The organism is Kribbella sp. NPDC051587, from assembly GCF_044453945.1.
In the GTDB taxonomy this organism is placed as follows: domain Bacteria; phylum Actinomycetota; class Actinomycetes; order Propionibacteriales; family Kribbellaceae; genus Kribbella.
This window is the reverse complement of record NZ_JBITDE010000002.1, coordinates 967473-982230: the sequence shown is the minus strand read 5'-3', so window position 1 is coordinate 982230 and position 14758 is coordinate 967473. Positions and strand designations below refer to the sequence as shown.

The 14758-nt window shown below is 67.4% G+C and carries 14 protein-coding genes; 9 read left to right on the top strand and 5 right to left on the bottom strand.

What is annotated here, in order from left to right:
• The first annotated feature begins 24 nt into the window (after window positions 1–24).
• Genes ACIA49_RS11090 through ACIA49_RS11080 form a run of 3 tightly spaced genes read left to right on the top strand, consistent with a single transcriptional unit; the run spans window position 25 to window position 2461 of the window.
• A complete protein-coding gene (locus ACIA49_RS11090; protein ID WP_396376951.1) occupies window positions 25–1260 on the top strand; it encodes an Nramp family divalent metal transporter in 1236 nt (411 codons plus the stop codon).
• Window position 1261: 1 nt separating this feature from the next.
• Window positions 1262–2047, top strand: a complete 786-nt coding sequence (locus ACIA49_RS11085; protein ID WP_396376950.1) for a metallophosphoesterase — start codon at window positions 1262–1264, stop codon at window positions 2045–2047.
• 36 nt (window positions 2048–2083) lie between these two features.
• Window positions 2084–2461 (top strand): DUF427 domain-containing protein, encoded by a 378-nt coding sequence (locus ACIA49_RS11080; RefSeq protein ID WP_396376949.1) that lies wholly within the window; start codon window positions 2084–2086, stop codon window positions 2459–2461.
• Here ACIA49_RS11080 and ACIA49_RS11075 read toward each other — a convergent pair.
• A complete protein-coding gene (locus tag ACIA49_RS11075; protein ID WP_396376948.1) occupies window positions 2448–3236 on the bottom strand; it encodes an alpha/beta fold hydrolase in 789 nt (262 codons plus the stop codon). The genes ACIA49_RS11080 and ACIA49_RS11075 overlap by 14 nt on opposite strands.
• Before the next feature lie 123 nt (window positions 3237–3359).
• Between ACIA49_RS11075 and ACIA49_RS11070 the strand changes: the two genes are divergently transcribed.
• Genes ACIA49_RS11070 through ACIA49_RS11060 form a run of 3 tightly spaced genes read left to right on the top strand, consistent with a single transcriptional unit; the run spans window position 3360 to window position 8168 of the window.
• On the top strand, window positions 3360–4136 hold the full coding sequence (locus tag ACIA49_RS11070) for a GNAT family N-acetyltransferase (protein ID WP_396376947.1): 777 nt from the start codon (window positions 3360–3362) through the stop codon (window positions 4134–4136).
• Window positions 4137–4180: 44 nt separating this feature from the next.
• Window positions 4181–6469 (top strand): helicase-associated domain-containing protein, encoded by a 2289-nt coding sequence (locus ACIA49_RS11065; protein ID WP_396376946.1) that lies wholly within the window; start codon window positions 4181–4183, stop codon window positions 6467–6469.
• A 58-nt stretch (window positions 6470–6527) separates the two neighbouring features.
• Window positions 6528–8168, top strand: a complete 1641-nt coding sequence (locus tag ACIA49_RS11060) for a DNA repair helicase XPB (RefSeq protein WP_396376945.1) — start codon at window positions 6528–6530, stop codon at window positions 8166–8168.
• 45 nt (window positions 8169–8213) lie between these two features.
• Here ACIA49_RS11060 and ACIA49_RS11055 read toward each other — a convergent pair whose 3' ends face one another.
• The 4 genes from ACIA49_RS11055 to ACIA49_RS11040 all read right to left on the bottom strand — a co-directional run bounded on the left by ACIA49_RS11055 (window position 8214) and on the right by ACIA49_RS11040 (window position 11281).
• Window positions 8214–8516 (bottom strand): hypothetical protein, encoded by a 303-nt coding sequence (locus ACIA49_RS11055; RefSeq protein ID WP_396376944.1) that lies wholly within the window; start codon window positions 8514–8516, stop codon window positions 8214–8216.
• A gap of 90 nt (window positions 8517–8606) precedes the next feature.
• A complete protein-coding gene (locus ACIA49_RS11050) occupies window positions 8607–9305 on the bottom strand; it encodes a FadR/GntR family transcriptional regulator (RefSeq protein ID WP_396376943.1) in 699 nt (232 codons plus the stop codon).
• 25 nt (window positions 9306–9330) lie between these two features.
• A complete protein-coding gene (locus ACIA49_RS11045) occupies window positions 9331–10239 on the bottom strand; it encodes a dihydrodipicolinate synthase family protein (RefSeq protein ID WP_396376942.1) in 909 nt (302 codons plus the stop codon).
• Between the two features lie 16 nt (window positions 10240–10255).
• Window positions 10256–11281, bottom strand: coding sequence for an exo-alpha-sialidase (locus ACIA49_RS11040; RefSeq protein ID WP_396376941.1), 1026 nt, complete (start codon window positions 11279–11281; stop codon window positions 10256–10258).
• Between the two features lie 48 nt (window positions 11282–11329).
• On the opposite strand from ACIA49_RS11040, the gene ACIA49_RS11035 reads away from it, so the two are divergent.
• From ACIA49_RS11035 to ACIA49_RS11025, 3 genes are read left to right on the top strand one after another with little or no spacing between them, the layout of a single operon-like run.
• On the top strand, window positions 11330–12928 hold the full coding sequence (locus ACIA49_RS11035; protein ID WP_396376940.1) for an ABC transporter substrate-binding protein: 1599 nt from the start codon (window positions 11330–11332) through the stop codon (window positions 12926–12928).
• A complete protein-coding gene (locus ACIA49_RS11030) occupies window positions 12925–13833 on the top strand; it encodes an ABC transporter permease (protein WP_396376939.1) in 909 nt (302 codons plus the stop codon). Before ACIA49_RS11035 ends, ACIA49_RS11030 begins: the two co-directional genes overlap by 4 nt.
• Before the next feature lie 5 nt (window positions 13834–13838).
• Entirely contained in the window at window positions 13839–14717 is an 879-nt protein-coding gene (locus ACIA49_RS11025) for a carbohydrate ABC transporter permease (protein WP_396377185.1), read from the top strand.
• Window positions 14718–14758 lie beyond the last annotated feature (41 nt).

Sequence of the window (14758 nt, the reverse complement as noted above, 5' to 3'; positions counted from 1 at the left end):
GACTCCGTCGTAGAGACTTCTCTCATGTATGCACCGGCGCCACTGAGGCGGCAGTTGAACCGGTCCGGGCTGTTGCTGCTCGGACCGGCGTTCGTTGCGGCGGTCGCCTACGTCGATCCGGGGAACTTCGCGACCAACATCGCGGCCGGTGCGACCTACGGCTACCTGCTGTGCTGGGTGGTCGTCGGAGCGAACCTGATGGCCGTGCTGGTGCAGTATCTGGCGGCCAAGGCGAGTATCGCGACCGGACTGACGCTGCCGCAGCTGTGCCGCGAGCACTTCAAGCGGTCCACGTCGACCGGGCTGTGGGCCCAAGCCGAGCTGGTGGCGGTCGCGACCGACCTGGCCGAGGTGGTCGGCGGTGCGATCGCGCTGAACCTGCTCTTCGGTATTCCGTTGCTGCTGGGCGGTGTGATCACCGGTGTGGTCTCGTTCGGGTTGCTGATCTACCAGTCCAAGCGGGGGCAGCGGCCGTTCGAGGCTGCGATCATCGGGCTGCTGGCCGTCGTTCTGGTCGGTTTCGTGGTCTCCACGATCAACTCCGAGCCCTCGGCCTCCGGTGTGCTCGGCGGCCTGGTCCCGCGGCTGGACGGCACGCAGTCACTGGTGCTGGCGGCCGGCATGCTCGGCGCCACCGTCATGCCGCATGCGATCTGGTTGCACGGTGCACTGGTCACAGACCGGCACTGGAAGTCGATTCGCTCGACCGCGGGCAAGCAGCGGGTGCTGCGCGCCACCCGCACCGACGTGGCCATCGCCATGGCACTGGCCGGCGCGGTCAACCTGGCCATGGTCGTTCTGGCCGCCGCTGCGCTCAACGGCTCGGGTGCCGACTCGCTGGACGCTGCTCACGTAGCAATCGGTGACCGGCTCGGTCATTTCTCCGCACTGCTGTTCGCACTCGCCCTGTTGGCCAGCGGGTTCGCCTCCTCGTCGGTCGGCACCTACGCCGGTTCGGTCATCCTGGACGGCTTCTGGAAGCGCAAGGTCTCGCTGTCGCTGCGCCGCCTCATCACTCTCGTCCCGGCTCTGGCCATCCTGGCCATCGGCATCGACCCCAGCCGAGCGCTGGTGGTCTCCCAGGTCGTGCTGAGCTTCGGCATCCCGTGCGCCCTGTGGCCACTGGTCCGGTTGACCGCTTCCCGGCGCGTCATGGGCAGCCTTGTCAACCGCAAAGCGACTACTCTCGCGGCATGCCTGGTAGCCACCGCCGTGACCGCGCTGAGCGTCGTACTGATTGTGCTGACCGTTCGGGGCTGACATGACGCGCGTCTTCGCCGTCAGTGACATCCACGGGCACCCGGACAAACTGCAGGCGTCGCTGCTGGCGGCGGGCCTGACCGATGCTGAGGGCAACTGGTCCGGTACGGACGCCCGGCTCTGGGTGCTCGGCGACTTCTTCGACCGCGGCCCGGACGGGATCGGCGCCCTGCGCTTCGTCCGCGGTCTGGTCGAGCAGGCGCCGGCCGGCGCGGTCAACGTACTGCTCGGCAACCACGAGATCCTCGCGCTGGGGATGCGCAAGTTCGGTGACACCTTCGTGCCGCACGACGGCATCACCAGCCGCAGCTTCGAGCGGTCCTGGGCCCTGAACGGCGGCCAGGACCGTGACCAGGAGCTGCTCACCGACGACGACGCCGCCTGGCTACTGGAGCAGCCCCTGCTCGCCCTGGACGCCGACCACCTGCTGATGCACTCCGACACCGCGGAGTACGTCGAGTGGGGCGACACCCTCGAGCAGATCAACACCCGGGCCCGCACCGACCTGCACACCGACGACATCGTGGTCTGGTGGGAGATCTGGCGCCGGATGACGTCGCGCTACGCCTTCCGCGGCGTGAGCGGTCCGGAGGTGGCCCGCATCATGCTCCAGGCCCTCGGCGGCCGCCGGATCGTGCACGGCCACAGCATCGTGGCCGACATGCTGCACATCTCCCCCGAGTTCCTCACCGGCCCCCACCTGTACGCCGACGGCCTGGTCCTCGGGATCGACGGCGGAGCCTTCGACGGCGGCCCCTGCCTGGTCGTGGAGCTCGAGCAGCCGTAGGGAATGCACCCCGGCCGCCGTCGGTTGTCATCCGTCATGGCTGAGAAGACGCGCAAGATCCCAGGTCCGGACCACCCGATCACCATCGCGAAGAACCCGGACCGGGTGGTGGTGAGGCTCGGCGACCAGGTGCTGGCGGACAGCAGGGACGCGCTGTCGCTGCAGGAGTCGACGTACCCGGCGGCGCAGTACCTCCCCCGCGACGACGTCGACTTCAGCCTGCTGGAGCGCACCGAGCACACGACGTACTGCCCGTACAAGGGCGACGCGTCGTACTACAGCATCCTGCCCGCGGGCGAGGACGGGGTGAACGCGGTGTGGACCTACGAGCAGCCGTACGACGCGGTCGCCGACATCCGTGAGTACGTGGCGTTCTACCCGAACAAGGTCTCCATCGAGATCATCGTCGACTGACGTCCTGCCCGCGCAGGAACGTCCGCAGGACGGGTGCGAGGAACTCCGGCGGTACGACGTGGTTCTGGTCGGCGAGTTCGATCAGTGCGGCCGCCCGGAGCTCCTTGACGACCCGGTAGCCGGCGTCGACCATGAACGGCGGTGAGGCGGTGCCGGCCAGCACCAGCGTCGGCTGGTTGATCTTCGCCAGCAGCTCGGTCGGCAGGCGGCCGCCCGGAGCGCCGTAGTCCATGACGGCGAAGTCGTAGGCGAGCGTCGGGCCGAGTTCGGCCGTGCCGGGCACGCCAGCAATCTCGACGGCCGCTGCCATCGGCATGCCCGTCATCAGCAGGAACGTCTGGACCGCCTCCTGGTTGCGGCCCTCCCGCAGCAGCTCCAGCACCCGGCCACCGTCTTCGCTGGAGTCGGCGTCGTCCGGCCCGTACGGCGGCTCGTGCAGCACCACCTTGGTGAACGGCAGTCCGCTGCTCGCGGCAATCGCGGTCAGTCCGGCGCCAGACGAGTGGCCGTACACGGCCGCAGTGCCGCCCAGTGCGGTCAGCAGCGCGGCGATGTCCTCCACCTCGCGCTCCACGGCGTACGGCGTGCTGTCACCGGACTCGCCGCGGCCACGCCGGTCGTAGCTGATCACGTCGAACTCGTTGGCCAACGCGAGTGCGAGCGGCTTCAGCGCGTTCCGATCGCAGAGTGCGCCCGGCACGAGGACGAGCGGTCGTCCGCTGCCCATCCGCTCGTAGGCGATCGTCGTACCGTCGGCAGACGTCACATGCTCCATCGAAGTCCTCCCGGAAGGTGATCTCACACTCCTACGTCGGAGCTGTCCGGCAGAACTCGACATGTTTCACCGGAGGACGAAATTCGTGGCGCTGACCTCGAAGTGGTGATTCACTGCGTGGCCATGATCACCAGAGTCGACGAGTACCTGCACTCGGTCCCGCTGTCCAACGCCGAGGCCGAGGAGATCGGTCCGTTCACCTTGTTCCGCAGTACGACGATCTGGCCGTACTACGCGCGCCCCCGGGCCGGTGTGACGGTGGAGCCGGCCGACATCGAGGCAGTCCGCGCCCGGTGCGCGGAGCTGGAGCTCCCGCTGAGTTTCGAGTGGGTGGTCGAGGCCTGTCCCTCGCTGGGACCGGCAGCGACCAAGGCGGGCCTCACGGTGATCGAGCACCCACTGCTGGTGATGGAGAAGGCGGACTTCAAGCCTGCGACGGCAGACGCCCGCGTCGAGATCCTGCCCGTGGAGCCCTCGGTCATCCGGGAGGGACGAGGCCTGCAGAACGTGGCCTTCAGCGACGGCGGGACTGCGGTCGGCAGTGGCGGCCCGGCCGAACGGGACGCAGCAGCCACCGAGCTGACCGAAGCGTTCATCGAGGGCCTTGCGGACCGGCAGCGTCGAGGCGTCACAGTGTCGGCCGGGGCGTTCACCGACGAGGGAATGGTCGCCTGCGGCCAGCACCAGCCGGTCGGGACGGCCTCGGAGATCGTCGGCGTCGCCACGCTGCCCTCGATGCGCCGCCGCGGGTTGGCGGCGGCAGTGACCTCGGTACTCGTCGAGAACGCCTTCGACAACGGCGTGGAGCTGATGCTGCTCTCGGCGGAGAGTGACGCGGTCGCGGCCGTCTACGAGCGCGTCGGCTTCCACCGGATCGGGTTCGCCGGGGCCGCGGAGTAACCAGTGGTTAGTGATCGGGTCGGATGGGCCGTACCGTTGGAGGGATGACCACGTCCGAGCGGTACCGCCCACGCACCCTCGCAGAGGCGCTGCGCACCTGGGACGACACTGCCCTCGGGACGCTGCTCCGGCACCGGCCTGACCTGGCCATGCCGATCCCGGCCGACACCAGTCAGCTCGCTGCCCGGGCCACCACGAACGCTTCGGCGGCCCGGGCGATCAACCGGCTCGACGAGTTCGGTGTCGATCTGCTGGAGTCGCTGTCGGCGCTGCCGGAGCCGGTGTCCCTGGCCGACCTGGCAGCGGGCGTCGGCCAGCCGGTGGAGATCGTCCAGCCCCGAGTGGCCGAGCTGCTGGACCTCGCTCTGGTCTGGGGCACCGAGGACGACCTGCGGCTGATCCGCTCGGTCCACGAGCTGCTCGGTCCGACACCGGCCGGGCTAGGACCGATCACCACCCGGCACTTCGGCGATCTGGACAAGCTGATCGAGGACGCTGGTCCGGAAGCGCGTGAGGTGCTCGACAAGCTCACCTGGGGTCCTCCGACCGGCACGGTCGAGAAGGCCGAGCGTCCGGTGACCATCGCATCCGCACGGACCCCGGTCGAGCGGTTGCTCGCGCGTGGCCTCGTCGTACCGCGTGATCCGAACACCGTCGTGCTGCCGCGGCAGATCGGCCTGCATCTGCGGGGCGGGCGAGTGCTCGCGTCGACGCGGCCGACACCGCCGCCGCTGGACGGCAAGACAGTCATGGCGTCGATCGTCGACCGGGCCGCGGCCGGAGCCGCGCTGGACCTGGTTCGCCAGGTCGACCGAGCGCTGGAGCAGCTTGGCATCGAGCCGCCGCCCGTACTGCGGACCGGCGGGATCGGGGTCCGTGAGCTGCGCAGTCTGGCCGGGAAGGTCGGTGCGGAGGAGTCGACGACCGCAGCGGTGCTTGAGATCGCGTACGCCGCCGGACTGGTCGCGGCCGTCGAGGTCGGGACCAATGAGCTCTGGCTGCCGACGAACGCGTACGACGACTGGCTCGAACTGGATCTGGCGCATCGCTGGGCCCAGCTCGTCACAGCCTGGTTCGGCGGACTACGAGCGATCGGACTGATCGGTCGTCGAGACTCTGGTGGTGCCACGGCTGCTGCACGCGAGCGCCTCATCAACGCGCTCGCCCCGGACTTGGAGCGCCTGCTGGCGCCAGAGGTTCGGGTCCTGACGCTGAACGCGCTAGGCCAGACAGCCACCGGGATTGCCCCCGCCACGCACTCGGTGGTCACCTGGGTGGCCTGGCATCGACCGCGGCGCGGTGGACAGTTCCGCGACGAGCTGGTCGAGTGGGCGCTCACCGAAGCCGCACTGCTTGGTCTGACTGGTCTCGGCGCGTTGGCGACCCATGGCCGGCCACTCCTGGAGCAGGAGCCGACGGTCGATGACCTGGCCGAGGCAATCCGCCCGCTCGTACCGGAGCCAGTGTCTGAAATCCTCCTGCAGGCCGACCTGACCGCAGTCGCTCCTGGCCCGCTGGTGCGATCCGTGCAGGACGACCTGTCCGCGATGGCGGACGTGGAGTCGCAAGGCGGCGCTGCGGTCTACCGCTTCAGTGAGGCCTCAGTACGGCGTGCCTTCGACCTCGGCCGGACCGCGGACCAACTGCACAAGTGGCTGGCCGAGCACTCGCGGACACCGATCCCGCAGCCGCTGTCGTACCTGATCGACGACGTGGCCCGGCGACACGGCGTACTGCGGCTGGGGACGGCGTCGACGTACCTGCGGTGTGACGACGAGGACGTGCTCAACCAGCTGGTGAACTCGAACCTGCCGGGGGTGCGGTTCCGCCGGCTAGCGCCGACGGTGGTCGTCTCACCGTCACCGCCGGACATGGTGCTGAGCCGGTTGCGTGAAGCCGGACTGGCGCCACTGGCTGAGACCTTTGACGGCGTGGTGCATGTGAGCACGGCTGCGACTCGACGTGGTGAGCCACCGCGCCGCCGTACCAGCCGGGACTTCGCTGACAGCACCATCGACCTCACACCCGACCAGGTGAAGGCTGTCATCGAGAAGGTTCGGAGCGGTGACAAGCTGGCCGCGGACCGGCCGACGGACGACGGAGCCGCCGAGCCCTCGGCACCTGCGGAGACGATCGCGATCCTCACCAACGCCGCCGAGGCGCACACGCGCACCTGGATCTCCTACGTGGATCACAACGGCACCGCTTCCGAGCGGATCGTCGAGCCCACGCGGGTCGCCGACGGCTGGCTCACGGCCTACGACCCCAGCACGAACCAGCCCCACACCTACGCCCTGCACCGCATCTCCACCGCCCGGGTCGTCGAAGGCTGACTCCTGGTTTGGCGGGTAGGGGCACAATGGAGGGTCGGGCGACGAATGGGAGCTACGGGTGACGGACGGGCCGTTGATCGTGCAGTCGGACAAGACTCTGCTGTTGGAGACTGCGCATCCGGATTCTGGTGAGTGCCGCAAGGCCATTGCGCCGTTCTCCGAGCTGGAGCGGGCTCCTGAGCATGTGCACACCTACCGGCTGACTCCGCTCGGCCTGTGGAACGCACGGGCTGCTGGGCATGACGCGGAGCAGGTCATCGACGTACTGCTGCGCTACAGCCGCTATCCGGTACCGCACTCGCTCCTCGTGGACATCGCGGAGACTCTGGATCGCTATGGCCGGCTGCGGTTGGAGAAGCACCCGCAGCACGGACTGGTGCTGGTGACGACCGACCGTCCGGTGCTGGAGGAGGTGCTGCGCTCGGCGAAGGTGAAGCCGATGCTGGGCGCGCGGATCGACGACGACACCGTGCTGGTGCACCCGTCAGAGCGCGGTCACCTCAAGCAGACGCTGCTGAAGCTCGGCTGGCCGGCTGAGGACCTCGCCGGGTACGTCGATGGCGAAGCGCACCAGATCGAGCTGGTGAAGGACGGGTGGGAGCTGCGCCCGTACCAGGAGCAGGCGGTCGAGTCGTTCTGGCACGGTGGCTCGGGCGTCGTCGTACTGCCTTGTGGTGCTGGTAAAACGATCGTCGGCGCCGCTGCGATGGCACAGGCCTCGGCGACCACGCTGATCCTCGTCACGAACACGGTGTCGGCCCGGCAGTGGAAAGACGAGCTGCTCAAGCGCACCAGCCTCACCGAGGACGAGATCGGCGAGTACTCCGGTGCCCGCAAGGAGATCCGGCCGGTCACGATCGCGACGTACCAGGTGATGACCACGCGCCGGAAGGGCGTCTACACGCACCTGGAGCTGTTCGACGCGCGTGACTGGGGCCTCATCGTGTACGACGAGGTGCACCTGCTGCCCGCACCGATCTTCCGGATGACCGCCGACCTGCAGACCCGCCGGCGCATCGGTCTCACCGCCACTCTGGTCCGTGAGGACGGCCGCGAGGGTGACGTGTTCTCCCTGATCGGCCCGAAGCGGTACGACGCGCCCTGGAAGGACATCGAGGCACAGGGCTGGATCGCTCCGGCGGACTGCATCGAGGTGCGCGTCGACCTGGAGCAGACCGAGCGCTTCGTCTACGCGACCGCCGAGCCCGAGGACCGCTACCGCCTGGCGGCGTCCACGCCGGCCAAGTCCCGGCTGGTCCGCCGCATCGCCGACCACCACGCAGGTGAGCCATTGCTGGTCATCGGTCAGTACATCGACCAGCTGGACGAGCTGGGCGAACGACTCGAGTGTCCAGTCATCAAGGGCGAGACCACCGTCAAGGAGCGCCAGCGTCTGTTCCAGGCGTTCCGCACCGGTGAGATCACCCGCCTGGTCGTCTCCAAGGTCGCCAACTTCTCCATCGACCTCCCCGAGGCCTCCGTGGCCATCCAGGTCTCCGGCACCTTCGGCTCCCGCCAGGAGGAGGCCCAGCGCCTCGGCCGCGTCCTCCGCCCCAAGGGCGACGGTCGCACCGCCCGCTTCTACTCCATCGTCGCCCGCGACACCATCGACGCCGAGTTCGCCGCCCACCGCCAGCGCTTCCTCGCCGAGCAGGGCTACGCCTACACCATCGTCGACGCCGAGAACCTCTTCGCCTGAGGGGAACCCGCGGGTGCGCCATAGCGACGCACCCGCGGCCGGTACCTACGGCGAGGTGGCGATCAACCGCGTGTTCACCACAGAACCGGATGGGCAGTAGGCACTCGAGTAGTTCCCCACGGTGACCCACGGGCCCTGGCGGCGCTCACCGTTGGAGCAGTCCGTCACCGCGGAGTAGTAGTGGTCGCCTGGGTCGAGTGAATTGCACTTGGCCACCCAGACCGTGCCATGCCCATCGACATAGCTGTCCGGGCAGGACGGCGCGGCCTGTGCCGTCGTCGCCGTCACGGTCGTCAGTGCTGCCGCGACGCCGCCGACCGCCATGGCGGCAGCAAGAATCCTTCGCATACGCATCTCCCTCTCGTCGTGGTTTCCGCGTTCAGGTGAAACGTTAGAAACCAAGAGGTTCACCGAAGGTGATTCGGAGTGCGCGCTCTGTTATGAGGCAGTGAGCCGGGTGTGGATGCCGTTGAAGTGGGACTTCATGGAGCGGGCGAAGGCGTCGGGGTCGCCGGACTGCAGTTTCTGGAGCAGGTCGCGGTGCCAGGCGGCAGCGTCGGCTGGGGTGTAGCGGGCACCGGGGAGGCGCGCGTCGACGTCGGCGAAGGTGCGCCAGAAGACTGAGAGCAGGTCGATGACCAGGGCGTTGCCCAGGGGCTCGTAGAGGGCCTGGTGGAAGGCCCAGTCCTCGTCGGGGAAGTAGCTGCCTGCGGTGGCCTTGGACTCCATCCGCTGGACGAGCTCTTCGAGCCCTTCGGCGCCGTGGGTGCTGAAGTGCGCGACGACGTCCTCGGCCAGGCCGACCTCGAGGGCCTGCCGGACCTCCAGGACGTTCTGTACGTCGCGGAGGTCTCCGGCCATCGACTGGGACATCCGGAACGCCAGACCGTCCTCCAGGGACTGCAGCGACACCTCACCGACGTACGTGCCGTAGCCATGGCGGATCTCGATGATGCCGACCGCCTGCAGCGCCTTCATCGCCTCGCGCAGTGGATGCCGGCCGACGCCGAGCTGCGCCATCAGGTCCTGCTCGTTCGGCAGCGGGTCGCCGGCCTTCAGCCCGCGCTCGAGGATGTAGGACTTCATCTGGTCGCGAATGAAGCTCTGGTTCCCCGCCGCACCACGTGCCCTCGTCACAACCATCCACCTCCGATAAGGATGGTCAGTGTAATCCGGCCTGCTCCAGTAGCGGCCGGATCGCCGCGATCTCCGCCTCGTCGAGGGGGATGCCCGGGTACGCCGTGACCGGGCACTCGATCACCCCGAGCAGGTACAGCGCCGCTTTGAAGGCGCCCAGCGCCGCGGAGCTCGCCCCCATCCGGGACCGGTCCGCCACGTCCACGATGTCGAACAGCCGGATCAGTCGCTCCTGCTCGGCCCACGCCTCCGCACTGGACGCAGCGAAGAGCCGCACGTAGCCAGCAGGGTCCACGTTCCCCAACCCCGGTACGACGCCGTCCACGCCGAACGCCAATGCGGAGTCGACCGCCACCTCTGACCCGGTCATGATCGCGAACTGCTTCAGACCCGCCTCACGCCGTTCCATCACCAGCCGGCGCAGACTGGGCTCCTGCCCGCTGGAGTCCTTCACACCAGCGATCACCCCAGCCTGGGCAAGCGAAATGACCAGTGACGTCGGCAGCTTCGTCCCAACCCGCACTGGAATGTCGTAGGCGTACATCGGCGTCCCACCAGCGTGCGCAGCCAACCGCGTGAAGTGGCGCTCAATCTCCGCCGGGTGCGTTGCCGCGTAGAACGGTGCTGTAGCGACCAGTCCGTCCACACCGGCCTTCAGAGCCGCGGAAACGTGCGCACCGACCCGTGCGGTCGACGCGTCGATCACTCCGGCCAGCACTGGCACCTGACCGGCCACCTCACCTACAACCGTCTCCAACACCACCTGCCGTTGTTCGTCGGTCAGAAACGTCCCCTCACCAGAGGTACCGAGAACGAACAGCCCGTTCACTCCCCCGGCCAACTGGTACTGGATCAACCGGGCCAGCGAACCGGTGTCCACGTCGTACGACGAAGTGAACGGTGTGACGAGCGGCGGTACGACACCAGACAGCAAGGCGGTCTCCTAGTGATCAAAGGGTGAAGGCGGCAAAGCGCAGAGCAGCGAACGACGAGGTCTCACCGGCCTCGTAGAAGATCCCCACCGACCCGTCGGCCAGCAGCACCAGATCGGAGTACCCGGCCATCCCGGGATGCACGACCAGCAAGGGCTCCCACGACGCACCGGCGTCGGAGCTCACGAAGACGGTCAGCTCCCGGCGGGCCGTCGGGTCGATCGGTGTCGACAGCAACAATCGCCCGTCGGGCAGCGTCAGCACGCTCCCCTGGATCCCCGGTGCTGTGACCTCCGGGATCCCCGCGTACGGCGCGTCGAGCGTCGTACCGCCGTCTGACGACCACGCGTGGACCCGGGCCGGTCCTGTGCCCAGGTGGTTGCGTGCATTGAAGTAGAGCCGGCCGTCGGGAAGCTCCGCGACCGCAGTCTCGTTGGCGTTGATCTCCGGCCCGTCATTGCGATCGACGAACCCCACCGACCAGGTGTGGCCGCCGTCGTCGCTCACGATGCAGTGGCCGCCGTTCACGCCGGCTGACACCTCAGAGTGGTTCGCGGGCACCACCAAACGCCCACTGTGCAAGGCGATCGCGTGACACGGTCCGGTCGCGTACCAGCCCCAGTCCGCCGGTTTCACCTGTTCGGTGATCTCCACCGCCGCGCTCCACGTCGTACCGTCATCGGCTGACCGCTGCACGAAGACGCGTCGGCCGTCGCGCTCCCGCACGAGCGCCGACTCAACGGCCTCGGCGTCGTTCTGCACCGACACCAGTACGACGTCTCCGCTGGCCGGGTCGAAGACTGGCGCCGGGTTCCCACAGGTCTTCCCAGCCACAGCCAGCACGACCTGCAGCGGCTGCCAGGTCAGTCCGCCGTCGAGTGAGCGCCGCAGTACCAACTCGATCTCCCCCGCGTCCCCGGACCCGTGCCGCCGGCCCTCGCAGAATGCGAGCACCAGCTGACCCCGCGCCACCACAGCTGGGATGCGGAACGTGTGATAGCCGCTCCCGGCAGGCTCGAAGACAACGCTCGGTCTTGAAGACATAGGACGTACTATGTCATCGTGTGGCCTTCCAAGGGAAGGTGAGGCTTCATGTCCATCAGCAGACGCTCGTTCCTCGGCGGTGGACTGGCCGCCGCCGCTGTCGCGGTCACCGGGTGCTCGTCCGGTCCGAAGAACACCGCGGCCGCCAACCGCTCCGTCGCCCTGCCCGCCTTCACCAAGTACGCCGGTGTCGCTCCGGACCTCCCTGGCGACAGCGTGGTCCTGGACGCCTTCCTGAAGTACCCCGCGAACCCGGTCCGGGCCATCGCCGAGGCACCTGGTGACGGGAAGCCCGTCACGTTCCTCACGAACATCCCTGGCGCCATCCCGCCCGCAGCGGACCGGAACGAGTTCTGGCAGGCCCTGAACGACCGACTCGGTTCCGAGCTGCAGATCAGCATGGCGTCCAACGACGAGTACAAGGACAAGTTCGCCACCCGCCTCGCCGGCGGTGACCTACCGGACATCCTCAACATCCCGGTGGACACCGCACAGATCCCTGGCTTGGTGAAGGCCAAGTGCCTGGACCTCACCGAGCAGCTGTCCGGGGACGCGATCAAGAAGTACCCGTTCCTGGCGAACATCCCGGCCGTCTACTGGAAGGGCTGCGTCTTCAACGGCGCCATCTATGGCGTCCCCGTCCCGCGGGGGATGTCCCGGACGTCATTGGCGCTCTACCGCGAGGACCTGCTCGCTGCGAAGGGCATCAAGAACCCTGCGCCGAAGAACTTCGAGGAGTTCTTCGGCCTGGCCAAGGAGCTCACCGCCGCCAAGCAGAACAAGTGGGCCTGGACCCGGGTGCCGCTGTCCACGATCCGCCAGATGCTCGACGTACCGAATGTCTGGAAGGAGGCGGGCGGCAAGTTCAGCTCCAGCTACGAACACGAGGCCAATCAGGAGGCGCTCGAGGCGGCGCGCAAGATGGTCGCTGCCGGCATGATCAACCCGGATGCGTTCAACGACAAGGCCAGTGCACGCAAGCAGTGGTTCAACGGTGGCACTGCGGCCTTCGACTACGACAGCTTCGTCGCCTGGAACCAGTACTACGCCGACAACACCGCAGGCGACTCGTTCGCGGTCAACATGCTCGACGTCCCCGGCTTCGACGGTGGTGAAGGCAGTCCGTGGATGGGTGGCGCACTGAACAACGTCACCGCCTTCAGCAAGGACAGCAAGCACACCCCTGACACCCTGCTCAAGATCGCCAACTGGATGGCCGCACCGTTCGGCACCGAGGAGTACCTGTTCCGCAAGTACGGCGTCGCTGGCCGCCACTACGCCTTGCAGGGCACGGATCCCGTACCCACCAAGGTGGGAGTCGTCGAGACCGGCATCGGCCTGCAGTACATCAGCGACTCACCTCTGGCGCTCTACTGGGCCGGCAAGCCCGAGGTGCCGCGCAAGCAGCACGCAATCCAGCAGAAGATCGCCAAGCGCCTCGTGTACGACGCGTCGTACGGCCTGTACTCGGACACCCAGTCGAAGAAGCAGGCGCAGCTCGCAAAGACCCTGACCGACCTGGAGAGTCAGATCGTCCAAGGCAAGAAGCCTGTCTCGGACTGGACGGCCGGAGTGGCGGACTGGAAGTCAGCAGGGGGCGACAAGATCCGCTCCGAGCTCGAGCAGGCGCTGGCGGAGAGTAAATGAGCCTCTGGCACCGCCTGGGTCGTGACCGAGTCCTGCTGCTGTTCGCGCTGCCAGGTGCCGCCCTGATCATCGCGTTCCACTACGTGCCGCTGCTGGGTAACGTGATCGCCTTCAAGGACTACCAGCCGTTCCTGGGGATCGGCAGCAGCGACTGGTCCGGCTGGTCCAACTTCGCGGTGATCTTCAACGGCGATCCGGCGTTTCTGCGCGCTCTGAAGAACACACTGGTCCTGACCGCGCTGCAGTCGGTCTTTGTCTTCCCAGCACCGATTCTGCTGGCCCTACTGCTGAACTCGTTGTTCTCCGAGCGGATCAAGCGGATAGCGCAGAGCATCCTCTACCTGCCGCACTTCATGTCCTGGGTGATCGTGGTGGCACTGTTCCAGCAGATGCTCGGCGGCAGCGGCCTACTGAACAACTACCTGCGCTCACACGACCTGGCGACGCTCAACATCATCGGCAACTCCGAACTGTTCCACGTGCTGCTCACGTCGCAGATCATCTGGAAGGACACCGGCTGGGCGACCATCCTGTTTCTGGCCGCACTGTCCCAGATCGACTCGCGGTTGTACGAGGCGGCCAGTGTGGACGGCGCGACCCGGATGAAGCAGCTCTGGCACGTCACGCTGCCAGGACTGCGCGGAATCATCATCCTGCTGTTCATCCTGCGCCTTGGCGACTCGCTGACCGTCGGCTTCGAGCAGATCATCCTGCAGCAGCAGGCGGTCGGCCGCGACATCAGCGAGGTCCTCGACACTTACGTCTACAACAACGGTGTCCTAGGAGGCGCGTGGGGCGTCGCAGCAGCGGTGGGCCTGGTGAAGGGGCTCGTCGGCGTCGCACTGGTCCTCACTGCGAACAAAGTCGCCCACATCTTCGGTGAGCAAGGGGTGTACAGCCGGTGAGCCGCATGATCGTCCAAGGCGTCCCCGCACCTTCCTGGCCGATGCGGGTCTTCAAAGGCCTTGTCCTGCTGGTGTTCTGCGCGGTGGTGATCATCCCGTTCGTCGGAGTGATCTCCACCAGCGTCGCGCCGAACAAACAGATCAACGAGTCCGGCGGACTGGTCCTGTTGCCCGACTCGATCGACTTCGCGGCGTACCGGTCGCTGTTCGCAGGTGGGGTGGTGACGCAGGCGCTGCTGATCAGCGTGTTCGTCACCGTGGTCGGAACTCTGCTCAGCCTGACCGTGTCGTGTCTGCTGGCCTATGCGCTGTCCCGGCCGGCCTTTGTGGCCGGACGGCCGATCCTGCTGGTGGTGCTGTTCAGCATGCTGTTCTCACCCGGCATCATCCCGACGTACCTGGTGGTGAAGGGCGCTGGTCTGCTGGACAGCATCTGGGCGCTGATCGTGCCCACCATGGTCAGCGCCTTCAATGTAGTGGTGCTGCGGGCGTTCTTCATGAACCTGCCCGGTGAGCTGATCGAGAGCGCCCGGATGGACGGTGCCGGCGAGCTCAAGACGTTCGGGTACGTCGTCCTGCCGCTGTCGAAGGCGGTGTTGTCAGTGATCGGGCTGTTCTACGCGGTGGCCTACTGGAACGCGTTCTTCTCCGCACTGCTCTACCTGAACGACAGCAAGCTCTGGCCGCTGCAACTGGTCCTGCGAACGTACGTCATCAACGACACCCAGCTGGGCAGTGCGGAGCTCGGTACCGAGCTACTGCCACCGCAAGCCTCGATCCAGATGGCGATCCTGGTGGTGTCGATCGTCCCGATCCTGGTGATCTACCCGTTCCTGCAGCGGCACTTCGCGAAGGGCGTGCTGACCGGTGCCGTGAAGGGCTGATCTCGGCGGCGTATCGGCCCTGTCACAAAGAGTTCCCCGGG